This window comes from Aureimonas endophytica (assembly GCF_014642635.1).
GTDB classification, from domain to species: Bacteria; Pseudomonadota; Alphaproteobacteria; order Rhizobiales; family Rhizobiaceae; genus Plantimonas; species Plantimonas endophytica.
This window is the reverse complement of sequence record NZ_BMIQ01000002.1, coordinates 415,562-437,244: the sequence shown is the minus strand read 5'-3', so window position 1 is coordinate 437,244 and position 21,683 is coordinate 415,562. Positions and strand designations below refer to the sequence as shown.

The window sequence follows — 21,683 nt, the reverse complement described above, 5'->3', positions numbered from 1 at the left end:
GGAGCTTGCTCGTCCTATCGGAAGCGGTCGGGACTGAAGGGGCGGACATCCACCGCCGGATCGCGCCCGGCGAGGAGATCGGCGACGAGGCGGCCGGTCGCCGCCGATTGCGTCAGGCCGAGATGGCCGTGGCCGAAGGCATAGACGATATCGCCGCTGGCGGCCGAGCGGCCGATCACCGGCAGGGAATCCGGCATCGAGGGCCGGAAGCCCATCCATTGCCGTCCGCCCTCGGTCCTGAGGCCCGGCAGGAAGGCCTTCGCCTTGGCGAGCATCGCCTCGGAGCGGCGGAAATTCGGCGGCAGCGCCAGGCCGCCGAGTTCCACCGCGCCGCCGACGCGGATGCCGGTGGACAGGCGCGTCACCACGAAGCCGTGGCCGCCGAAGGTCAGCTGCCGCTTCAGGTCGAAACTGTCGGGCGGCAGCGTCGTGTTGTAGCCGCGCTCGGTGTCGAGCGGCACGTCGTTGCCAAGGCCGCGCGCCAGCGCCTTCGACCAGGCGCCGCAGGCGATCACCGCCTGGCGCGCCGTGACGCGGGCGCCGTCGGCAAGGCGCAGGGTCACCGTCTCCCCCGCCGTCTCGAAGCCGGTGACCTCGCCCTGGCGGATCGCCGCGCCGCGTTCACGCGCCGCCTCGGCTAGCGCCAGGGCGTAGAGATAGGGATCGGACACCGACTGCCAGCCGGGCACGAAGGTCGCGTGGGTGAAGCGCGGCGAGAGGCCCGGCTGGAGGGCGGCGATCTCCGCGCCCTCCAGATGGCGGAACTCGATGCCCTCGCGCGCCCGCGCTTCCCAGCCCGGCAGCGCGGCGGCGAGTTCCGCCTTCGATTCGTAGAGTTCGAGCGCGCCGTCCGAGACCAGCATGGCGCCGAGGCCCGTCCGCTCGATGAGGCGGAGGGTCTCGGCGCGGGCCAGGCGCATCAGCTTGGCCTGGGCCAGCATCGAATGGCGGCTGGCGCGCCGCGAGCTGGCGCGCCAGAAGCGGAAGAGCCAGGGGGCGATGCCGAGCGCATAGGCGGGGGGCACGCTGAGCGGCCCGAGCGGGTCCATCAGCCAGCGCGGCGCCTTCAGCATGATGCCGGGCGAGGCGAGCGGCATGACGTCGGAAAAGGCTAGCGCCCCGGCATTGCCGAAGCTCGCGCCCTTCGCCACCTCGCCGCGTTCGACGATCACGACCCGCCGCCCCTCGGCGAGCAGCGCATGGGCCGTCGCGAGGCCGACGACGCCCGCCCCGACGATGGCGACGTCAGCGTCCATGAAGCCTCTCCTTCTGTCCGTCGGCCTCGGCGAGATCGATCGAGGCCGTGACGTCGCGCGCCATGAAATCCTGGATCTGCCGCACGATCTGCCGGGCATGGGCGCTCGCCAGCGCATCGGCGCGCTCGGCGTCGCCCGCCTCCAGCGCGGCGATCATCGCCTCGTGCTCCTCGACATATTGGCGCGGCAGCCGGTCGTCGAAGGTCGAATAGTAGATGCGCAGGATGCGCCGCCCCTGGTCGAGCAGGCGCGAGAAGAGCGCGATGAAATGCTCGTTGCCGTGGATCGCGGCGATCGCGACATGGAACTCGCGATTGGCCTCGATCATCGCCATCGCGTCATGGGCCGCGACGGCGGCGGCGAACGCGGCCTGCGAGGCGCGGACGGCGGCGAGATCGCGGACGGGCCGCAGCGCGGCGCCCCGCGTCGTCACCCGATACATCAGCGACAGAGCCTCGAAATAGGCGGGCAGTCCGGCGAAGTCGATCGGCGTCACCACCGTGCTGCGATTGGGCAGCGCCGTCGCCAGCCCTTCGGCGACGAGCCGCTGGAGCGCCTCGCGAATCGGCGTGCGCGACATGCCGAAGCGCTCCGACAGGCCGGTCTCGTCGAGCGGGCTGCCGGGCGACAGCCGCAGCGCCAGGATCTCGCCCCGCAGCGCCGCGTGGACGAGGCGCGCGCCGGAGCCGCGCACGCGCACGGCCTCCTCGCCGCGATCGCTCTCCGCCGGCTCGCTCCCCGCCTTCATGCCACCCGTCTTCGCCATGTCCGGTCCGGCCTCTCGCGCGGCCCCTGCCGCGTCCTTCCTCCTATCGCACCCGGGGATACAATACAATTTGTCGACAGGCAGGAGACGGGCGCGACCGCTTCGGCCGGCGGGCTCAGCCGGCGCCGGGGCCGAACCGTTCGAAGGCCAGCGCGCCGGCGCCGGCAAGGCCCGAATTGTCGCCGAGCGCCGCCGGCAGGATCGGCACGTCGCGGAAGGGCGGCATGGCGATGCGCCGCACCGCCGCCTCGATGCGCGGACCGAGCGCCGCGAACTGCGCCGACATGCCGCCGCCCATCACCAGGACATCGGGACTGTAGAGGTGGAGAAGGCTGGCGAAGCCGAGGCCGAGCATCTCCGCCTCCTCCGCCACCAGTTCCTCGGCGAGCGCGTCGCCCGCCGCCGCCGCCGCGAAGACCGCCGCGCCCGAGAGAGCCGGGCCCGGCGCATGAAGGGCCGAACCGGCGCGCCCCGCCGCCAGCCGCCGGGCGCGGGCGAGAAAGGCGGTGCCGGAGGCATGGGCCTCGAAACAGCCGTGATGGCCGCAGGCGCAGAGCTCGCCGCCGCGCATCACCGTCATATGGCCGATATGGCCGGCCATGCCCTTGCGGCCGCGCAGCACATGATCGTCCACCACCACGCCGCCGCCGATGCCGGTGGAGACCGTGACATAGACGAGATTGGCGAGGCCGCGCCCGGCGCCGAAGCGCCATTCGCCGATCGCGGCGGCGATGCCGTCATTCTCCAGCGCGACGGGAAGCCCCGTCGCCGCCCGCACCTCGGCCGCGAGCGGAAAGTCGACGAAGCCGGCGATGGTCGGCGTCGCCAGCGCGATGCCCCGTTCCGCGTCGAGCGGCCCCGGCGCCGAGAGGCCGATGCCGATGACGGGCGCATCGCCCGCGACCGAGCGCGCCGCCTCGGCGATGCGGGCGACGACGAAAGCCGCCCCTTCCGTCGCCGGGGTCGGCACGGCAAGGCGGTCCAGCACGGCACCGTCCGCCGCGACGAGCGCGGCGCGGATCTGCGTGCCGCCGACATCGATGCCGATCGCGAGCGGAGCCATGGGTCGCGCCGTCGCCGTCAGAGGCCGTGCAGCCAAGCGGTGCGGGCGGCGAGATCAGGGGCGTTGAAGGCGAGCGAGCCGAGCACCACCGTTTCCGCGCCCGCCGCGCGCAGGAGCGGCACGGTATGCTCGCGGATGCCGCCATCGGCGGCGAGCACGATGCGATGCGCGGCGCCGCTGTTCTCGATGAGACCCTTCGCCTCGCGCAGGCGGTCGCCGGCCGCCTCGTTCAGCCCCTGGCCCTTCACGCCGATCGCCGTGCCGAGCAGCGTCAGGAAATGCAGGCGCGGCAGGAAGCGCGCCACATCGGCGATGGGCGTCTCCACCCGCAGCACCATGCCGGCCGCGACGCCGAGCGCCTCCAGCCGGTCGAGCGCGGCGTCGGCGACGCTGCCGTTTTCCAGGTGGATGCTGATGAGATCGGCGCCCGCCTCGGCGAACTGCTCGATCTGCGGCAGGACGACGGCGTCCGCCACCATCAGATGGACATGGATCGGCTTGGTCGAGACCTTGCGCAGCGCGGCGACGAGATCGGGAAAGAACAGGAAGGCCGGCGCGAAGTGACCGTCCGCCACGTCGACATGCAGCATGTCGGCATGGAGCTCGATGCGGGCCATGTCGTCGGCGAGCCGCACGAGATCGGCCGACCAGACGGAATATTCGCCGATCAGCCGGTCGCCCGGCAGGCGCTGGAACCATTCGGGCTGGCGGGCGGCGGTCATGGCAGGAACCCTTCGAGAAAGGCGCCGAGCGCCTGATGGAAATCCGAGACATAGGCGGCCTTGTCGCTCGCCTTCGGCGTGATCTGGACGAGACGCGCGCCCGGGATCAGGCGGGCCAGGGCCTCGGCATGGGCGAGCGGATGCACCTCGTCCCGCTTGTGGCCGATGACGAGCACCGGCAGGTCGAGCGCGGCGACCTCCTCCCGCGTGACGCCCGGCCCGTCGGCGGAGATCGCCTGGAGCAGCGCCGCGGTCACATCGAGCGGTTCGCGCGCGAAGAAGCCTTGCAGCGAGGCGAGATTGTCGGGCGCCTCGCGGCGCAGGCGCTCGGCCGTCGCCCCGGCGAGGAAGTGCGCCTTCGCCTCCTCGGGCGGCAGCGCGGCGAGAAGCGCGCCGACCTCGGCATTCGGCGCCATGTTGGCCGGGGCGGGATCGATGACCCAGGCCGGCCGCGCCAGGACGAGACCGGTGAGGAGATCCGGCCGGCGGACGGCGAGACGCAACGCGATCGCCGCGCCCATCGAAATGCCGCCGAGAACCAGCGGCCCGAGGTCGAGCGTCTCGATCAGGCGGGCGAGATCGTCGGCGAAGGCGGCGATCGAGAAGCGCGACGGATCGCCGGCCTCCGACCGGCCGTGGCCGCGCATCTCCAGCGTCAGGCGGCGCCAGCGCGGATCGGGCGGCACCGCCTCGCGCGTCTGGCCGGCATCGCCGCAAAGGCCATGCTGGAAGAGGATGGGCAGGCCCGGCCCGCCGCCATCGTCGAGATGGAGGCGGACGCCGTCCGGCGTGACGACACCCCGCTGCATCAGGCTTCGACCCCGATGCCCGCCTCGGCGAGCGCGGCCTTCAGGAAGGCGGCGACGCCCGGCGCCTCCGCCGCCGACAGGCCGTGGGTGACGAGCGGACCGTCGAAGCCGGCCGCCTTCAGGCAGCCGAGATAATGCGGATAGTCGAGAACGCCCTGCCCGGCCGTGGTGAAGCCGCCGTCCGGCGTCCGGTCCTTGGCATGGCCCATGGCGATGCGGTCGGCGAGAAGGTCGGCGGCCTCGGCGACGAGCCGGCGCTGCTCGGGCAAGGGCGCGACCTCGAAGAGATTGGCGGGATCGAGCACGATCTTCACCCGCGGACTGCCGAGCTCGTCGATCAGGCGGCGCGCCTTCGCGGCGGAATCGATGACGTTGGCGAGTTCCGGCTCGATGCCGAGATCGACATCGTGCCGCTCGGCGATGGCGAGCGCCGTCTCCATGGCGGCGAGGAGATCGCGCCAGGCGTCCGGCGTCGCATTGTCCGGGTGGCCGCGCCACTGGTCGTCCGGGTCGCGCGTGCCGGTGCAGAGCGTCAGGAGCCGCGTGCCCATCGCGCCGGTGCCCGCCGCCAGGACTTCGAGCCGGCGATGGCCGGCCTCGCGCACCGCCGGGTCGGGATGGATCATGTTGTAGGTGGCGGACAGGGCGACGATGCCGGTGGCGCCGGCCCGCGCCGCCGCGCCCACCGCCTCGGCCGCGCCGGGCGGCAGGGCGTCCGGCATCGGGGGCAGGCCGGAACAGGCCATGTTGTACTGCACGGCGCCAAAGCCCGCCGCGCGCGCGGCGGCGAGAACCGTCGCCGGGTCGCCGCCCTCGAAGGTCTTGGCGAAGATGCCGAGCCGCATCAGACGCCTCCCTCGACATCGGCGAGCGCGACGCGCCTGCCGCCGGATTCCGCCGAGCGGGCGATGGCGACCATGGCGCGCACCGAGGCGAGACCGTCGTCGACGTCGGCGCCCGTCATCGGCGCGCCGTCGAGAACGCTCCGGGCGAAGCCTTCGAGCTGGCGGCGATAGAAATGGCCGTCGGCGCCGAGCACCCGATGCGAGGCGCCGTCCGCCTCGCGGAAGATGTCGACCTCGCTCGACTTGTAGTACCAGGGGTTGAAGGTCTTGCCGAGGACGCTGCCCTTCTCGCCATAGATCTGGAAGCCCTCGTGCCAGTCCATGCGGACGGCGACGGTGAGATCGAGATGGCCGAGCGTGCCGCTGGCGAATTCGACATCCACGAACCAGCACCACATGCCGCCGCGCGTCGAGAGCCGCGCCTCGACCGCCACGATGTCGCCGGCGAAATAGCGGGCCGTGTCGATCAGATGGCAGCCATGGGCGAGCATGTAATAGCGCTGGAGATCCGCCTTCGGATTGGCGGAGGGCTTCCTGGCATTGGCGCTCGTCACGATCAGCGGCTGCACCGCGTCGGTCATCGGATAGCGATGGGTGGAATCGCAATACCAGGCCTTCAGCGCGACGAGGGCTCCCATCTCCGTGTCGATGAACTGCTTGGCCGCCTGAAGCCCGGCATCGTAGCGCTTCATATGGCCGACCTGGAAGACCTTGCCCGAGACGTCGACGGCCCGCTTCAGCTCCTCCGCCTCCTCGACGGTGAGACCCACCGGCTTCTCGCAGAGCACATGCTTGCCGGCCGCCAGCGCCCGCAGGGAGGCGGGAACATGGAAGGCGTCGGCCGTCGCGATGATCACCGCCTCGACCTCCGGGTCGGCCAGCATCGCGTCGTAATCGGCGAAGGACTTCTCCGCCCCATGCGTCACGACCATGCGCTCGCGCAGGTCGTCGGCGACGTCGCAGATCGCGAAGAGATCGGCATTGGCCGCCTTGGTGCAGCTTTCGAAATGGGCGGACTGGGCGATCTGGCCGGCGCCGAGCACGCCGACGCGCAGGCGCCGCGCTTCCTTCTTGGGCATGGATCAGGCTTTCCTTGGCGATCGGTCGGATCGGATGAGTTCGGACGAGGACCGGGCGGTCGCGTCGGACGGGAAAGGGCCGGCCCCGGAGAAGACCGGAGGCGATGGGGACCGGGCGAAACGGCGGCCGGGTTCCTCGCTGTCGCTCGGCACCCCCCTCTGGGCTGCCGCCCATCTCCCCCTCAAGGGGGGAGATTGCAGCGTTGGGGTCTCGCAATTCTTGTCGCCGCCGCGATGCCGCGCACTATCTCCCGCGACTAGCCTGATCTCCCCCCTTGAGGGGGAGATGCCGGCAGGCAGAGGGGGGTGCGAAGGCGCAAGCCTTCGAGCGGCACGGCGGCAAGGCCTCTTCTGTCGAGCCATCGGCCCCGTCCCGCAGGAGACGAGCAAGCCGTGTTCCGACGCATGGACGCCATGCCGATCCGGCTGCAAACGCGATGTCACCTCGCCTCTCCCGCCCTGTCGACTCGAGCCCGAAAACCGCATGGCGCCCCTATCCCGCGCCATTTGTTTGTGATCAAAACAAACACTATGCCGCGCGCGGCGTCAAGCCGGGCGGAAAGGAGCGGGTTGCGATGTCGATGCCCCGGGCCGTGCGCCATATCAACGAGCAGCGAGCGCTGGCCGCGCTGTTCCGGCGCGGGCCGATGAGCCGCGCGGCGCTGGCGCGCGAGCTCGGCCTCACCCGCTCCACGGCGGGCAGCATCGTCGCCGGGCTGGTGGCGGAGGGGCTGGCGCTCGAAGGCGAGACGGTGGATCGCGCCGGGGCGGGCGCCGCGACGGGGCGGCTCGGCACGCTCGTGCGGCTGAATGCCGGCCATGCCGCCTTTGTCGGCGCCGATATGGGGGTCGGCCGCTTCCAGCTCGTCGCCCTCGATCTGGAGGCGCGGGTGATCGCCCGCCATGCCGAGGCCTTCGACGCGGCCGCGCTCGGCCCGGACGGGGCCATCGCCCGCCTCGTCGCGCTGGTCGCCGCCTTCCGCGAGACGCTCGGGCCGGACCGGCGGCTCCAGGGCCTTTGCGCCACCGTGCCCGGCATCGTCGATGGCGAGGGCACGGTCGTGCGCCTGCCGATCCTCGGCTGGTCCGGCCTGCCGCTCCTGTCGCGCCTGCGCGAGGCCTTTCCGGCGATCGAGGCCTTGGCGGTCGAGAACGACGCCAATGCTTTCGCCATGGCCGAGCATTATCGCGCCGGCGACGGCCGGGCGGCCGAGGCCGTGCATGTCTTCATGGATGCGGGCATCGGCGGCGCGATCTTCTCGCAGGACCGGCTGCGACGTGGCGCCCATGGCTATGCGGGCGAGCTCGGGCATCTGCCGCTCGGCGAGCGCGGCTTCGTCGAGCCGCCGGTCCTGCCGGGCTCGCTGGAATCCTTCGTCGGCCGCGAGGCGGTGCTCGCGCGGCACCGCTTCCATGGCGGCGAGGGGCAGGGTCTCGCCGACCTCCTGGCGAGGATCGCGGCGGGCGAGCCGGCGGCCGGGCGCACGCTGGCCGACTGGTGCCACCATCTCGGCCGGGCGCTGGCGATGATCGCCGCCCTGTCCGATCCGGCCGAGATCGTGCTCGGCGGCCCGGTGGCCGCGCTGTTCGAGCCGGGCGAGGCCCTGGTCCTCGCCGCCCTCCGGGCGCATCTGATGCCGGGCCATCCGCTGCCGCGCCTCGCCCGCTCGCCGCTCGGGCCGGAGGGTCCGGCGCTCGGCGCGGCGGCGCTGATGCACCGGCAGGCGCTGGCCGTCGACGACGACCTCGTCTATCGCGGAGGCAGGACCGGTTAGCGCGGGGATCGGGTCGTCAGGAGATCGGCGCCATGCTTCAGGGACTCTTCGTTCTTCTCGCCTGCCAGCTCGTCGGCGAAGGCGCGATGCGGCTGCTGGCCGCGCCGGTGCCCGGCCCGGTGGCCGGCCTCGTCCTGCTCCTCGCCTATCTGGCGCTCGCCGACCGCTTCGGCGCCGGCGACGCCTCGGAACCGGACGCGCCGGCGGGACAGGCGGCGGACGGCATTCTCGGCGTGCTCGGCCTGTTCTTCGTGCCGGTCGGCGTCGGCGTCGCGCAGTCCTACCAACTCATCATGCAGCACGGCCTCGCCATTCTCGGCGCCATCGCCCTGTCGACGGTGGCGACGCTCGTGGCGACGGTCGCGACCTTCCGCCTGCTGCGCCGCGTGGCCGGGGAGAAGCGCCCATGACCGGGCCGTCCGGCTTCGCCGAGCTCTGGGTCTATCTGGCGGCGAGCCCCCTCCTCTGGCTGACGCTCACCATCGGCGTCTTCCTGGTCGCCCGCCGCGCCGCTCAGGCGCTCGGCAATCCGCCGCTCGCCAATCCGGTGCTCTTGTCGATCGTCGCCCTCGTCGCGCTGCTGCGCCTCACCGACACGCCCTATCCGGTCTATTTCTCCGGGGCGCAGTTCGTGCATTTCGCGCTCGGGCCGGCGACGGTCGCGCTCGGCGTGCCGCTCTACCGCAATCGCCGCCTGATCCTGCGCAGCCTCGCGCCGGTCGGCGCGGCGCTTCTCGTCGGCTCGCTGACCGGCGTGGTCTCGGTGGTGGGCCTCGCCCTGCTCTTCGGCCTGCCCGAAGCGATCACCCGGGCGCTCGCTCCGAAATCCGTCACCGCCGGCATCGCCATGGGCATCGCGGCGCAGCTCGGCGCCGATCCGGCGCTCGCCGCCGTCTTCGTGATGCTGACCGGCATCGTTGGCGCGGTGATCGTGACGCCGCTGATGAACGCCCTGCGCATCCGCGACTATGCCGCGCGCGGGTTCGCGGCGGGCCTCGCCTCGCATGGGCTCGGCACCGCCCGCGCCTTCCAGGTGGACGGTCTGGCCGGCACCTTCGCCGGCCTCGCCATGGCGCTGAACGGGCTCGTCACCTCGCTCCTCGCGCCCGTCCTCCTGCGACTCCTCCTGTGAGGCTCAGCGCGCCTCCAGCCGATAGGACGTCGTCCAGGCCTCGCCGGCGCGGAACTCCTGGCCCGTGCCCTCGCGCGACAGGGACAGGTCGGCGAGATCCGTCCGATCGAAGGCGGACGCGACCGGCTCGATGCCGAGCCCCCGGAAGCGCCCGTTCCAGGGCCGGTGCGTGCGCCCGCCATTGCTGATCCAGAGCAGGCAATGCGGGAAGGCTTCGGCGTCCCAGGTCAGGCGGTACTCGGCCCCGGCCTCGGCATCGCGGAGAACGATCGTGCCGTCCGTCTGCCAGAGCTGCACCAGCTCCTCGGCGAGTTCCGGCGCCGGCAGGGTCGCGACCGACACCGAGCCGCCCTCGGCGAGCGGCACCTCGCCGAGCGTCGCGAAGCGCGCGCCGGCTTCGAGGCGCGACAGGCCGGGCAGGAAGGGCTCGGGAAAGACCTGCCCCGCGCCGAAGGCACCCGGCTCCACCGTCAATCGGCGGTTCCCCTCCGGCACGCGGAAGATCGGATGCAGCCCGATCGGCAGGCGGCAATCGCGCCGCACCCGCGCCGTCACCGCCATCTCGACCGCCGCCTCGCCGGCGACGCCCCGGACGGTGCGCTCCAGCCGCTCGACGGCATGGCCTTCGGGAAAGTCGCAGGCGAGCGTGATCGAGGCCTCGTCCCGCGCCACCAGCCGCCAGTCGGCATTGCTGCCATGGCCGTGATGGGCGGGGTCGAATTCCGTCGTGCCGAAGGGCACGCAGGCCCAGTCGCCGCCGAGCTGGCGCAGATGCGCCGGCAGGCTCGCATCGGCCTGGATCTCCGCGTCGTCGCGCCAGGGCGCCTCGGCGAAGGGCCGCGCCTCGCGCCCGCCGTCGAGGCGGAAGACGAGATCGTGCAGCATCGCGCCGATCGAGATCACCTCGGCGCGGCCGCGATCCCATTCCAGCGTCCAGCGTTCCATCGGTCGGTCTCCGTTCAGGGGCATGAGGTGGCGGAGGGCTGCCATGGCCCTGCCTTTCGCCGCAAGCGATTTCCCGCTCAGCGCACCCCGATGCCGGCGAGAAGGCCGCCGTCGATCCGGTGGTCCGAGCCGGTGATGAAGCCCGCCTTGTCGGAAGCGAGGAAGCCGATCAGCGCCGCCACCTCTTCCGGCTCGCCGATCCGGCCGATCGGGTGGGAGGCGCCGAAGCGCGCGAAGGCCGCCTCGATATCGGCCTCCGGCCCGTCGAAGGTACGTGCGGCAAGCTCCAGGATCGGGGTGCGTACCGAGCCGGGACTGACCGAGACGACGCGGATCCTGTCGCCGGCAAAATCGAGCGCCATGGCGCGGGTCAGGGCATGGATCGCCCCTTTCGAGGCGACATAGGCGGCGACTCCCGCCTGGCAGGCCTGGCCCTGCACGCTGGAGACGTTGACGATCGCCCCGCCGCCGCGCCGGCGCATCAGCGGCACGCCGTGATGGGCGGTGAGATGGATCGAGCCGACATTGACGGCGAGGCAGCGCAGGAAGGTCGCGGGATCGGTCGTCACCGCGTCGCCATAGGGATGGATCGCGGCCGAGTTGACGATGACGTCGAGGCCGCCGCCAAAGCGCTCGGCGAGTTCCGCCACCGCCGCTCCCACCTCGTCCGACACGGAGACGTCGGTGCGGCGGACATGGATGCGGGGATCGGCTTCCGCCAGGGCCGCGTTGCCCGCCGCGTCGATGCCGAGCGCCATCACCTGCGCGCCCTCGGCGGCGAGATGCAGGGCGCTCGCCCGCGCGATGCCGGTCGTGCCGGTGACGAGGGCGATCTTGCCCGAGAAATCGCTCATGCCCGTTTTATCCTCCCGGCCGGCCCGTTCTCAGGCGGCGCGCCGCACGGGCAGACGCTCGGCCTTGATCAGGTCCGCGCCCCGCTCCGCCAGGCAATAGGTGGCGGCGACCGTGTTGCCCGACACGATGCTCGGCATGATCGAGGCGTCGACGACCCGCAGGCCCTCCACCCCATGCACCCGCAGCGATTCGGGATCGACCACCGCCGCCTCGCCGCGCCCCATGGCACAGGTGCCGACCGGATGGAACAGCGTGCCGACGCGCTCGCGGATGAAGGCGTCGAGCGCCCCGTCGCTCTGCACCTCCGGGCCCGGATCGACCTCGGCGTCGAGATGCGGCGCGAAGGGCTGCTGCGCCATGATGTGGCGGGCGGCGCGGATGCCGGCGCGCAGCACCGCCATGTCGCTGTTCCCCCGGAAGAAATTGTAGAGGATCGAGGGCTTCGCCGCCGGATCGGCGCTCGTCAGCGCGACGCGCCCGATGCTGCCGGGGCGAAGCTCGCAGACATGCATCAGGAAGCCGTGGCCGGTGAAGCCGGAGGCCGCCTGCGTATTGGCCCGGCCCGTGCAGAAGAAGAGCTGGATGTCCGGCCGCTCGCGCGCCGGATCGGTCGACAGGAAGGCGCCGCCCTCGCCGGTCGTGGAAGAGAACAGTCCGCGCCGGCGCAGCAGCCAGTCGCCGACATGGAGGACGTTGCGCGGCAGAGCCTTCCACGACAGGCCATAGGGCGCGGTCGACTTGGCGCGATATTCCAGCGTCACGTCGAGATGGTCCTGGAGATTGCGACCGACGCCCGGCAGGTCTTCCACGACCTCGATCCCGAGCCGGGCGAGGTCGCGGCCCGGACCGATGCCGGACAGCATCAGGAGCTGCGGCGAGACGAAGGCGCCGGCGGCAAGGATCACCTCGCGCGCCGCGATCACCCCCTCCTCCCCGCCGCGCCGGACGGCGATGCCGGTGGCCCGGCGCTCCTCGAAGAGAATGCGCGTCGCGACCGTGTCCGGGATCACCGTCAGGTTCGGGCGGTGGCGCACCGGATCGAGATAGGCCCCTTCCGCCGTGACGCGCTCGCCGCGCTTCTGGGTGAAGGTATAGAGCCCGGCGCCGTTCTGCCGCGCCCCATTGAAATCGGCGTTCAGCGGATGGCCGGCGCGCTGCGCCGCCTCCAGATAGGCCCGCGCCATCGGATTGACGCTGCGCAGCGGCGCGACGTTCAGCGGCCCTTCGGTGCCGTGGTAACGGCCGTCGATCTGGTCGCGCAGCGGCCGGGCGCCGAAGCGGATATGATCGCCGGCCTTCGGGTCGGCGAGGAGCTCGAAACGCTCCAGCTTGCGGAAATAGGGCAGGAGATCGTCATAGCCCCAGCCGGGATTGCCGGCCGCCTTCCAGCCGTCGAAATCCTCGCGCTGGCCGCGAATGAAGATCTGGCCGTTGACATTGGTGGAGCCGCCCGTGCCCTTGCCGCGCGGCAGGGCGATGGACCGGCCCTGCAGGCCGGGCTCCGGCTCCGTCTCGAACCAGGACATGAATTTCGGCCCGCCGAGAAAGGCGAGGGCCGGCGCCATGAAGGTGACCATGGCGAGCGGAATGCGCACGATGGCCTTGCCCGCATTCCCGTCGCCGCCGGCCTCGATGAGGGCGACGCGCTTCGTGCCGTCCTTGCTGAGCCGGTTGGCGAGGACGCAGCCCGCCGCGCCCGCCCCGACGATCAGATAGTCGTAGGGCTCCACGGCTCAGATGTCCTGGTTCTGCGGCAGGATCACCAGATCGCGGATCGTCACGTTGGCGGGCCGCGTCAGCATGAAGAGCACCGCATCCGCCACGTCTTCCGAGCGCAGGCCCTCGCGCGCCGCGACCTTCGCCTCGATCGTCGCGGCGTCCTTGTAGCCCCAGAGCTCGTTGAGGACGATGCCGGGCGCCACGGCCCCGACGCGGATGTTGGAGGCCGAAACCTGCCGGCGCAGCCCGTGCACGAAGGATTGGATCGCGTGTTTCGAGGCCGAATAGACCGGCTCCCACTGGATCGCCTGATGGCCGGAGATCGAGGAGGTGATGACGATGTCGCCGCTCCGGCGTTCGATCATCTGCGGCAGCACCGCGCGCACCAGCCGGAACACGCTGTTGACATTCACCGCGAGGAGCTCGTCCCAGGCATTCGGATCGCCCTCGGCGACATCGCCCGGAATATAGAGCCCGGCATTCGGCAGGAGCACGTCGATCGCGCCGAAGCGGGCGACGGCCTCGCGCGCGACGCGATCGACCTCGGCGGGCTGTGTGAGATCGGCGGCGAGGACGAGGCTCTCGGTGCCGATCCCCTCCTCCGCCGCCTTCAGACGCTCGGCCGAGCGGCCGACCAGCACGACCTTCGCTCCCGCCTCGCCGACCGCCCGCGCCATGGCGCGGCCGATGCCCGAACTCGCGCCGGTGACGAGCGCGACCTTTCCCGACAGATCCTGACGCACGAAGCCTCTCCTCCCAAAGATGCGTGCCGCATATGCTTATGAGAAGAGACTGCCGCCGAGGCTTCGGCCTGTCAATTCGGATTTTTCCCCGCGTAAATTTTGTCTTCAGGATGCGGCGGCCGCCCGATATTTGGCGACGACATCGCCCACCATGCGGCGCACGAGATGCTGGGGCAGCGTCGCGGGATCGACCGCCCCGTCGACCAGCGCGCCGGCATATTGCGCGACGAGGCCGGGCTCGGGCCGCGCCGCCGCGAGATTGGCACCGAGCTTCGCCAGCGCCGCCTGGATGGCGGGACGCGGCCAGTAATAGCGCACCCGGTCGGACAGGCCGTAGAGCATCATCGCCGCCTCGCGCGGACCGGGCGCGACATAGGCGCGCCAGTCGCGCGGATTGCCCCGCATCTCCTCGGTGATCACGTCGAGAATGCGGGAGGGCTCGGCGACATCCATCTCCGCCTCGATCCGGGCGAGCGCCGCGACGGCCTGCCGGAAGGCGAAGGTGAGTTCCGGCCCGACCTTGAGGATCGCGAAATGATGGGCGACGAGCGCCGCCAGCGCGTCCTGCGACTGGTAGTCGGTGGAATGCGCCTCGAAGCAGAGGCCCGGCAGCGCCGCGGCCGAGCGCGACAAAGCAGTCGCCTTGTCCGGCTGGAAGGCGAAGATCTGATCGTTGCCGAAATCGACGCCCGGCTGGACGACGATGCCGATCGCCCGCTCCAGCGCGGCCTCCAGCCCGCGCGCCGCGAAGGCCTCGCGATGCAGCGCATAGGTGTGGGCGACGGCCTCCGGCGGCGTCACCGCCAGCGTGTCGAGCGCCTCCGTCTCGCCGCCGGGGATCGGCACCTCGGTGCCGATGACATAGAGAAGGTCGCCCTTGCCCTTCGCTTCCGCCACCGCGCAGAGATCGGCGGCGCGCTCGGCCATCACGGCTTCGGTGAGCAGGCCGTCATCGGCGCAGGCCATGGAAGCGTCGAGATGGATCTTGGTGAAGCCCGCCTCGACGAAGGCGGCCACCATGTCGCGCGCCTTCGCCATGGCGGCCGCCGTCGGCTCGGCCTTCCAGGGATTGGGGCCGAGATGGTCGCCGCCGAGGATGAGACGGTCGCGCGCGACGCCTTCCCGCTCCGCCAGCGCCTCGACGAAGCGGCGGAAATCGGCCGGCGTCATGCCGGTATAGCCGCCGAACTGGTTCACCTGGTTGCAGGTCGCCTCGACCAGGATCGGCGCCGCGTCGTCGCGATAGGCGGCGAAGATGGCGCTCAGCGTTTCGGGATGCGCCGTGCAATAGGACGGGATGGCACAGCGTTCGCCGCCACGATTGGCCTCGACGATGTCGCGTAAGGTTCGCATGGAAAGCCGTCCCGAATCTGCCCGCCGCCGATCCACCCGTCGCGTCGGCGCGAGGCGGAGGATCGGCCTTTCGCTTATTGCACGTCAAGATGAAGCTTGCGGCGCGCGAAAATCCGCGCATCCTGGCGTTGGGTCGCGCCCGGCCGCGACGGCGGCGATGCGGGGCGAAGCGGAGCGGGAATGACGAAGCGCGTTCGGACCATGGAGGAGTTCGCCCTCGCCGTCGGCCTGTCGCGCCCGACCGTCTCGAAATATTTCCAGGATGCCGGCTCGGTACGGCCGAAGATCCGTGCCCGGATCGAGCAGGGCCTCGCCGCGACGGGGTTCCGGCCGAATCTCTTCGCCGTCAATCTCAACCGGCGCCGGAGCAAGATCGTCGGCCTGATCTTTCCGAACTCGCTCGATCCCTTCTACATGGGCCTGCGCCGGCGCATCGAGACGCAGGCGACGGAAAGCGGCTATCTGTCCTTCGCCTTTTCCTCCGACGGCCGGCCGGAGCTGGAGGCCGAGGCGCTGGAAACCCTGGCGCGGCTCAACGCCTCCGGCGTCGTCATGGCGCCGGTCGGCGGCGACGCGGCGCATCGCGCCCGCGTCAAGGCGCTGGCCCGGACGATGCCGATCGTCTTCGTCGATTCCGCCTTCGACGCGGAGGAGGCCTTCGTCGGCACCGACAACGGCCAGACGATGGGCCTCATCACCGACTATCTGACGCGCTTCGGCGACCGGCCATGCTATTTCGACATGCCGCCGGTGACGCCGAACGGGCCGGCGCGGCGCGCGGCCTATGAGGCGACGATGCGCCGACGCGGGCTCGACCCCGTCTTCGTGCCGCTCCGCCCCTCGCTGACCTGGGATTTCGAGCGCTACGCCTTCGAGGAGACGCGCCATCTCCTTGCGACGGAGGGCTTTCCGACCCGCATCGTCCTTTGCGCCAACGACCGCCTCGCCTTCGGCGTCCTCGCCGCGCTGAACCAGGCGGGGCGAAGGATCGGCATCGGGCCGGACTGCGATATGCGCGTCGCCGGCCACGACAACCAGCCGCTGTCCGACTACATGTGGCCGCCGCTCACCACCGTGCAGCAGAACACGGCGGAGATGGGCCGGATCGCCATCGAGATGCTGCTGGCCCGGCTGGAAGCCCCGGCGGAGGACCCGCAGGACCGCCCGCCCGACCATCGCCTCATTCCCGGCGAACTCGTGCTGCGCGCTTCGGCGTGATCCGATCCGGGCAGCGCAGGTCGAGCGAAGGCCGTCAGGCGTGGAGGGCGAGATGGGTGGCGATCGCCTGCTCCACGGCGCGGAGGTCGTGATCGGTCAAGGTGGCGAGAAGCGATTTCAGACGCGACTTGTCCGCGGCCATGATCTGGTCGGCCATCGCCTTGCTGGCCTTCTGGCCGATCGTGACGAGAGCTTCGCCGGGATAGAGACGCCCGGTGCTGCTCGTCAGCGGCACGACGACGACGCGGGCGAGATGGCGGTTGGCGGCATCGTTGCTGACGATCACGGCGGGGCGGGTCTTGCGGATCTCGCTCCCGACGGCGGGATCGAACTCCACCCACCACACCTCACCGCGCTTCATTCGCCATGTCGCCGGAGAGCCCGTTGCACCATTCCTGCGCTTCGGCCTCGCGCGCGCCATCGGCCGCCATGGCCCGATAGCCGTCATCGAGGGAGGCATCGAGGACATGCGGACGCAGCAGATCCTCGATGAACCGGCTCATCTCGCCTCTGGCCATCTTGCGGGCGAGCCCGTCATAGACGGCCTCGTCCAGGGTGATCATCATCTTCCGGCGCATGCCGCGCCCTCCGCCATCGCAAAGACCCATCCCATAGATGGCAGTCCCGGCGTCCGGAAGCGAGAGGTTGCGTGCCCTCAGCCGCCGACCATCAGCTTCACCACCTCGTCATGGGTGGTCTCGGCGATGCGCCGCTCGCCGGCCATGACGCCGCGCCGCAGCACCACGATGCGGTCGGAGACGGCGAAGATGTCCTGGAGATTGTGCGAGATGAAGATTACCCCGCGCCCCTGCGCCTTCAGCTGGTGGATGAGGGAGATGACCTTGCGCTGTTCCGGCACGCCGAGCGCCGCCGTCGGCTCGTCCATGATCAGGATGCGCGCGTTCCAGTAGACCGCCCGGCCGATCGCCACCGCCTGGCGCTGGCCGCCGGAAAAGTTCGAGACCGGCGCATCCATGCGCGAGACGTGGAAGTCGAGCAGCGCCATCGTGTCGCGCGCCGCCGCCGCCATCTTCTTGCGGTCGATCACCGGCAGGAAGCCGAATTTCCGCGTCATCGGCTCGCGGCCGAGGAAGATATTGCCGCCGATGGTGAGATTGTCGGCGAGCGCGAGATCCTGATAGATCGTCTCGATGCCGCTGGCGCGCGCCTCCTGCGGCGTGCCGAAGCTGACCGGCTTGCCGTCGAGCCGGATCTCGCCGCCCGTCGGGCGGAAGACGCCGGAGATCGACTTGATCAGCGTCGTCTTGCCCGCGCCGTTGTCGCCGGCCAGCGCCACCACCTCGCCGGGGCGAATGGTCATCGAGAAGTCGTTCAGCGCGCGCACCGCGCCGAAATGCTTGGAGAGATTGCTGATCTCCAGGATCGGCTGCGCCCCTTCACTCATCGATGCGACCTCCGCTGAACCGGCGCTGCGCCTGGTCGATCAGAACCGAGATGATGATGACGACGCCGACGCTGATGAACTGCCAGAACGGCTCGACATTGACGAAGACGAGGCCGTACTGGATCACCGCGATGACGAAGGCGCCGGCGACCGTGCCGAGAATGGTGCCCGAGCCGCCGAAGAGGCTCGCCCCGCCGATCACCACCGCCGCGACGCAGTCGAGAAGCAGCGGCTCGCCGGCCTGGGCGGCGCCCGCATTGAAGCGTGCCGAATAGAGGACGCCCGCGAGACCCGCGCAGCAGGCCGAGAGGATGTAGAGGCGCAGGAGATGCGACTTGATGTCGATGCCCGAGCGCCGGGCCGCCTGCACATTGGCGCCGATGGCGTAATTGTGCTGACCGAAGCGGGTCTGGCTGAGGAGATAGGCCATCACCAGGACGAAGGCGGCGGTGATCAGCACGATATAGGGAATATTGGCGATGCGGCCGTTGCCGATCGTGGCGAAGAAGGAATTGCTGATCGGCACCGTCGTGCCGCCGGCAAAGAGGAAGGCGACGCCGCGCGCCACGCCGAACATGCCGAGCGTGCCGATGAAGGGCGGCACGCGCAGCCGCGACACGAGGAGGCCGTTGATCGTGCCGGGCACGGCGGCGACCGCGACGGCGACCAGCGCCCCGACGAGGACGGCGAGCGGCATGCCGAGGCCGGGCGTCGCCGCGTTGATCACATGGGCCGCGACGACGGCGGCAAGCCCCATCACGAAGCCCATCGAGAGATCGATGCCGCCGGAGATGATGACGAAGGTCTGGCCCGTCGCCAGAAGCAGCGGCGCAACGGCGAAGATCGCGATCGACTGGAGATTGAACGGGTTGAGGATGAAGGTGCCGCCGAAGGCACTGCGGGCCCAGATCTCGAAGCCGACGATCAGGGCGGCGAGAAACAGCCAGGCCCTGAGATCGGCGATGCGCTGGACGAGCGTCTTGGCGCGGTCGGCATGGTCGGCCTCGGGCTTCACATGGCCGGAGCTCGCCGGGCCGGAAGCCGCCGGCGCCTCGGTTGCGGATGCGGTCATAGGTCACCTGCCCGGCGGCGGAGCCGCTCGTGATGGCTGCGGGAAATCCTCAGGAGACGGGCGACGGGCTCCCCGGCGGCCAAAGCCGGGGAGCCGGCCGGCGCTTATTCCGAGTAGACGTACTTGGCGACGTTCGGATCGGCGACGTTGTTCTTGTCGATCACGGTGAAGCCCGTGCCGATCGCGACCGGGATCGACTGGCCGGTGAGATGGGCATAGGCGGAGACGACGCCGTAATAGCCGATCTCGGCCGGATGCTGGGCGATCGCCGCATCGACGAGGCCCGACTTGATGTTGTCGACGATCGAGCCCGGCGCGTCGAAGGCGATGACCTTCACGTTGCCGGTCTGGCCGGCCTGCTGCACGCCGTTGCCGGCCCCGAGCGCCGAGAAGAGATTGGCGCCGAACACGCCCTTCAGGTCCGAATTGCGGGCGAAGACCGCCTGGAGCTGGCTCGCCGCCTTATTGGCGTCGTTCTCGTTGAACTGCGTCTCGAGCACGGTGATCTTCGGGAAATTCTCCTTCATCTCCGCCTTGAAGCCGGCCTCGCGCTGGTCGGTGGTGGAAATGCCCGGCTTGACGTTGGAGACATAGACCTTGCCGCCGGCATCGCCGATGGCGGTGGCGAGCGCCCGCGCCGCCATGCGGCCGCCGAGCACGTTGTCGGAGGCGATATAGGCGAGCGGGAAATCGGCATCGCCGGCGCCCGACTGGTACTTGCCGGTGCCGATGAAGGTGTCGACGGTGATGACGGCGATGCCGGCATCCTTGGCCTTGCGCAGCGGCTCGACGAGCTGGGTCGTGTCGGTCGGGGCGATCAGGATGGCGTCGGGCTTGCGCGCGATCATGGCGTCGAGCACCGGCACCTGGACGACGGGGTTGAATTCCGGCCCGCCCTGGAAGACGAGATTGACGCCGAGCGCGTCGGCGGCGGCCTGGGCGCCCTTGCGCATGGTGATGTAGAAGGCGTCGGTCGTCAGGCCCGGAATGAGCGCGACCGTGTATTTCTTGCCGCTGTCGGCCGCCTGGCTCGGCATGGCCGCCAGACCGATCGACGCGGCCGTGACGATTCCCGCCACCGCCTTCAGAATAGAACGACGCTCCATCTCTTCCTCCCGTTGACGAGCGATCCCGGCATGCGCTCCCACACATGCTTCACCGGGGCCTGCTTCCAGGCGCCTCACCCGACACCATGATTTCCTTGACGCCTAGCCGCCCGTCAAGTGCAAATTTTTGCTGAAAGCAATTTCAGGGGATTTCGTAAATGTGTGGAAAGGGTTGCGAGCCCGTCTCGGCAGCCCTTCGCGGCGAGCCTTGCGGCAGTAGCCGGCCCGAGATGACGATCATGCCGGTTTCATTGAACTGTGGAAAGGCGAAAGTTTGCGCGCCGAAAGACCAGGGCAATGCAGGCTGAATTCTTTCCGCCAGCCGTCATCGAACGACCGCGAAGGGTGCCGCCGCCTCCCCCTCTCCCGAGTCGGGAGAGGGTGGCTGCGAAGCAGTCGGGTGAGGGAATGACGCGCGCCGGCCTGTCGGGAAACATCGCCCGGGTGGGTGCCCGACGTTTCCCTCATCCGCCTGCCGGCACCTTCTCCCGACTCGGGAGAAGGCGAAGCTTCGACGCCTTCGCCCTTCTTTCAGTCGCGTCACGCGGCTTTTCCGAATAGATTGCCGGCGTCGCATCGCCGTGGGTAGAAACTGGATCGATCCAGCCTGCGTGATGACGTTCATCTCGTCGCGGCCGCCCCTGCGGACGCGTGGGTCGAGACATGGCGGTCGCACTCGGGACCGTCGTGCAGATCGGTCGTGTCCCCTGCGGACGCGTGGGTAAAAACCGAAACGCCAGCGCGCAGACCACCTAACGACACATCGCCACCCCGCCGACGCCCGCCCTCCCCTTACACCAGCGCCAGCACCGCCTCGGCGGTGCGGATGTCGGTGGCGAGGGCGGAGACGAAGCCGGCGCGGATGGCGCCGAGGATGGCCGCCGCCTTCGCTTCGCCCGTCGCGACGCCGATCACCAGCGGCGTGCGGCGCAGCTGGTCCGGCGACATGGCGATCATCCGCCGCTCGCCCTCCCAGTCGGCGAGCTGGCCTGCGGCGTCGAAGTAATGGCGGATCACGTCGCCTGCGACCTCGGCCAGCGCCTGCTCGTCCGGCGTCGCGGGGCTGGCGTCGGGCGCGGTCTTCGCATGCGGCAGGCCGATGCCGACCAGCGCCGCGTCGACCCGGTTCCAGAGCGCCACGCCGGCCGCGATGGTCGGATCGGCGAGAAGCGCCGCCCGCGCCGCCGCCGTCGGCAGATAGGGCGCGTGGATGAAGCAGGGCGCGCCCTGGAGATGGCGGGCGGCGAGCCGCGTGAACTCGCTCACCTGGAAATGCGGCGCCGGCTGCTGCATGCCGCCCGTCGCCGGCACGGTGAGGACGCCGGGGATCGGCGGTAGCCCGGCCTCCACCACGGCCCGCACCGCCCGGCCCCAGCCGATGGCGAGCACCGAACCCTCGCGCAGCGGTGCGGCGCGCAGCATCTCGCCGACCGGCGCCGCCAGCGCGTCGACCATGCCGCCGGTCTCCACCACCGCCGCGTCCTTCAGGCCGAGCCTCTCCTTCAGATCGCGCACCAGTTCGTCCGGCGCCACGAGATCACGGATCTCGATCCGCACGATCCCTTCCGCCCGCGCCCGCTGCAGGAGTCGCGAGATGGTGGCGGCCGACAGGCCGAGCCGCTTGGCGATGTCGACCTGGCTCATCTCCTGTTCGTAATGGAGCTTGGCGACGGTGTGCAGCAGGACGCGCGAGGCGGCCTGGTCGGAGGCGGGCGGCGTGGGCAGCTTGCAATTCCTTTCAGCAATATGTTACAGGATAGCCGGAGATCACGTTAGCATGCAATCGCCGTTTCCCGGCAGCCCGGGCGGGGTCCCGCCGG

General features: G+C 70.7%; 22 protein-coding genes. 4 read left to right on the top strand and 18 right to left on the bottom strand.

The genetic code is table 11. The annotated features are described in order from the left end of the window. Nucleotides 1–14: 14 nt before the first annotated feature. From IEY14_RS08315 to IEY14_RS08285, 7 genes are all read right to left on the bottom strand, one after another. Nucleotides 15–1,256 (bottom strand): NAD(P)/FAD-dependent oxidoreductase, encoded by a 1,242-nt coding sequence (locus IEY14_RS08315; protein ID WP_244639390.1) that lies wholly within the window; start codon nucleotides 1,254–1,256, stop codon nucleotides 15–17. After that, a complete protein-coding gene (locus IEY14_RS08310; RefSeq protein WP_244639389.1) occupies nucleotides 1,246–2,022 on the bottom strand; it encodes a GntR family transcriptional regulator in 777 nt (258 codons plus the stop codon). Before IEY14_RS08310 ends, IEY14_RS08315 begins: the two co-directional genes overlap by 11 nt. 115 nt (nucleotides 2,023–2,137) lie before the next feature. Further along, on the bottom strand, nucleotides 2,138–3,085 hold the full coding sequence (locus tag IEY14_RS08305) for an ROK family protein (RefSeq protein WP_188907743.1): 948 nt from the start codon (nucleotides 3,083–3,085) through the stop codon (nucleotides 2,138–2,140). A gap of 17 nt (nucleotides 3,086–3,102) precedes the next feature. Continuing rightward, nucleotides 3,103–3,807: a ribulose-phosphate 3-epimerase gene (locus tag IEY14_RS08300; protein WP_188907742.1), complete on the bottom strand. Its 705-nt coding sequence runs from the start codon at nucleotides 3,805–3,807 to the stop codon at nucleotides 3,103–3,105. After that, the gene (locus IEY14_RS08295; protein WP_188907741.1) at nucleotides 3,804–4,616 is read right to left on the bottom strand and encodes an alpha/beta fold hydrolase; all 813 of its coding nucleotides are present in this window, start codon (nucleotides 4,614–4,616) and stop codon (nucleotides 3,804–3,806) included. The genes IEY14_RS08300 and IEY14_RS08295 overlap by 4 nt, the downstream gene beginning before the upstream one ends. Continuing rightward, a complete protein-coding gene (locus IEY14_RS08290; RefSeq protein WP_188907740.1) occupies nucleotides 4,616–5,461 on the bottom strand; it encodes a sugar phosphate isomerase/epimerase family protein in 846 nt (281 codons plus the stop codon). The genes IEY14_RS08295 and IEY14_RS08290 overlap by 1 nt, the downstream gene beginning before the upstream one ends. Beyond that, nucleotides 5,461–6,540 carry a Gfo/Idh/MocA family protein gene (locus IEY14_RS08285; RefSeq protein WP_188907739.1) on the bottom strand — a complete coding sequence of 360 codons (1,080 nt, stop codon included), beginning with the start codon at nucleotides 6,538–6,540 and terminating at the stop codon, nucleotides 5,461–5,463. Before IEY14_RS08285 ends, IEY14_RS08290 begins: the two co-directional genes overlap by 1 nt. Nucleotides 6,541–7,115: 575 nt before the next feature. Here IEY14_RS08285 and IEY14_RS08280 point away from each other — a divergent pair. Genes IEY14_RS08280 through IEY14_RS08270 form a run of 3 tightly spaced genes read left to right on the top strand, consistent with a single transcriptional unit; the run spans nucleotide 7,116 to nucleotide 9,447 of the window. After that, nucleotides 7,116–8,315, top strand: coding sequence for an ROK family transcriptional regulator (locus tag IEY14_RS08280; RefSeq protein ID WP_188907738.1), 1,200 nt, complete (start codon nucleotides 7,116–7,118; stop codon nucleotides 8,313–8,315). A 32-nt stretch (nucleotides 8,316–8,347) separates the two neighbouring features. Continuing rightward, the gene (locus IEY14_RS08275; protein WP_188907737.1) at nucleotides 8,348–8,725 is read left to right on the top strand and encodes a CidA/LrgA family protein; all 378 of its coding nucleotides are present in this window, start codon (nucleotides 8,348–8,350) and stop codon (nucleotides 8,723–8,725) included. Beyond that, entirely contained in the window at nucleotides 8,722–9,447 is a 726-nt protein-coding gene (locus IEY14_RS08270) for an LrgB family protein (protein ID WP_188907736.1), read from the top strand. The genes IEY14_RS08275 and IEY14_RS08270 overlap by 4 nt, the downstream gene beginning before the upstream one ends. A 3-nt stretch (nucleotides 9,448–9,450) precedes the next feature. Here the strand turns inward: IEY14_RS08270 and IEY14_RS08265 are convergent, their stop codons facing one another. The 5 genes from IEY14_RS08265 to IEY14_RS08245 all read right to left on the bottom strand — a co-directional run bounded on the left by IEY14_RS08265 (nucleotide 9,451) and on the right by IEY14_RS08245 (nucleotide 15,062). Next, nucleotides 9,451–10,392 (bottom strand): aldose epimerase family protein, encoded by a 942-nt coding sequence (locus IEY14_RS08265; RefSeq protein ID WP_188907735.1) that lies wholly within the window; start codon nucleotides 10,390–10,392, stop codon nucleotides 9,451–9,453. 77 nt (nucleotides 10,393–10,469) lie between these two features. Continuing rightward, nucleotides 10,470–11,246: an SDR family NAD(P)-dependent oxidoreductase gene (locus tag IEY14_RS08260; RefSeq protein ID WP_188907734.1), complete on the bottom strand. Its 777-nt coding sequence runs from the start codon at nucleotides 11,244–11,246 to the stop codon at nucleotides 10,470–10,472. Nucleotides 11,247–11,276: 30 nt separating this feature from the next. Continuing rightward, nucleotides 11,277–12,977, bottom strand: a complete 1,701-nt coding sequence (locus IEY14_RS08255) for a GMC family oxidoreductase (RefSeq protein WP_188907733.1) — start codon at nucleotides 12,975–12,977, stop codon at nucleotides 11,277–11,279. Between the two features lie 3 nt (nucleotides 12,978–12,980). Further along, entirely contained in the window at nucleotides 12,981–13,709 is a 729-nt protein-coding gene (locus IEY14_RS08250; protein ID WP_188907732.1) for an SDR family oxidoreductase, read from the bottom strand. Between the two features lie 105 nt (nucleotides 13,710–13,814). Then, nucleotides 13,815–15,062 carry a class II D-tagatose-bisphosphate aldolase, non-catalytic subunit gene (locus IEY14_RS08245; RefSeq protein ID WP_188907731.1) on the bottom strand — a complete coding sequence of 416 codons (1,248 nt, stop codon included), beginning with the start codon at nucleotides 15,060–15,062 and terminating at the stop codon, nucleotides 13,815–13,817. A 180-nt stretch (nucleotides 15,063–15,242) separates the two neighbouring features. Between IEY14_RS08245 and IEY14_RS08240 the strand changes: the two genes are divergently transcribed. Further along, entirely contained in the window at nucleotides 15,243–16,280 is a 1,038-nt protein-coding gene (locus IEY14_RS08240; protein ID WP_373288937.1) for a LacI family DNA-binding transcriptional regulator, read from the top strand. Between the two features lie 34 nt (nucleotides 16,281–16,314). Here the strand turns inward: IEY14_RS08240 and IEY14_RS08235 are convergent, their stop codons facing one another. The 6 genes from IEY14_RS08235 to IEY14_RS08210 all read right to left on the bottom strand — a co-directional run bounded on the left by IEY14_RS08235 (nucleotide 16,315) and on the right by IEY14_RS08210 (nucleotide 21,546). Next, a complete protein-coding gene (locus tag IEY14_RS08235; protein WP_188907730.1) occupies nucleotides 16,315–16,641 on the bottom strand; it encodes a type II toxin-antitoxin system PemK/MazF family toxin in 327 nt (108 codons plus the stop codon). Further along, a complete protein-coding gene (locus IEY14_RS08230) occupies nucleotides 16,628–16,858 on the bottom strand; it encodes a DUF8778 family protein (RefSeq protein WP_188907729.1) in 231 nt (76 codons plus the stop codon). The genes IEY14_RS08235 and IEY14_RS08230 overlap by 14 nt, the downstream gene beginning before the upstream one ends. Nucleotides 16,859–16,935: 77 nt before the next feature. Further along, nucleotides 16,936–17,685 carry an ATP-binding cassette domain-containing protein gene (locus IEY14_RS08225; RefSeq protein ID WP_188907728.1) on the bottom strand — a complete coding sequence of 250 codons (750 nt, stop codon included), beginning with the start codon at nucleotides 17,683–17,685 and terminating at the stop codon, nucleotides 16,936–16,938. Next, on the bottom strand, nucleotides 17,678–18,757 hold the full coding sequence (locus IEY14_RS08220; protein WP_188907727.1) for an ABC transporter permease subunit: 1,080 nt from the start codon (nucleotides 18,755–18,757) through the stop codon (nucleotides 17,678–17,680). Before IEY14_RS08220 ends, IEY14_RS08225 begins: the two co-directional genes overlap by 8 nt. 104 nt (nucleotides 18,758–18,861) lie before the next feature. Continuing rightward, complete coding sequence (locus IEY14_RS08215) at nucleotides 18,862–19,863, bottom strand: ABC transporter substrate-binding protein (protein WP_188907726.1); 1,002 nt, start codon at nucleotides 19,861–19,863, stop codon at nucleotides 18,862–18,864. 792 nt (nucleotides 19,864–20,655) lie between these two features. Next, on the bottom strand, nucleotides 20,656–21,546 hold the full coding sequence (locus IEY14_RS08210) for a sugar-binding transcriptional regulator (protein WP_188908114.1): 891 nt from the start codon (nucleotides 21,544–21,546) through the stop codon (nucleotides 20,656–20,658). Nucleotides 21,547–21,683: the final 137 nt, after the last annotated feature.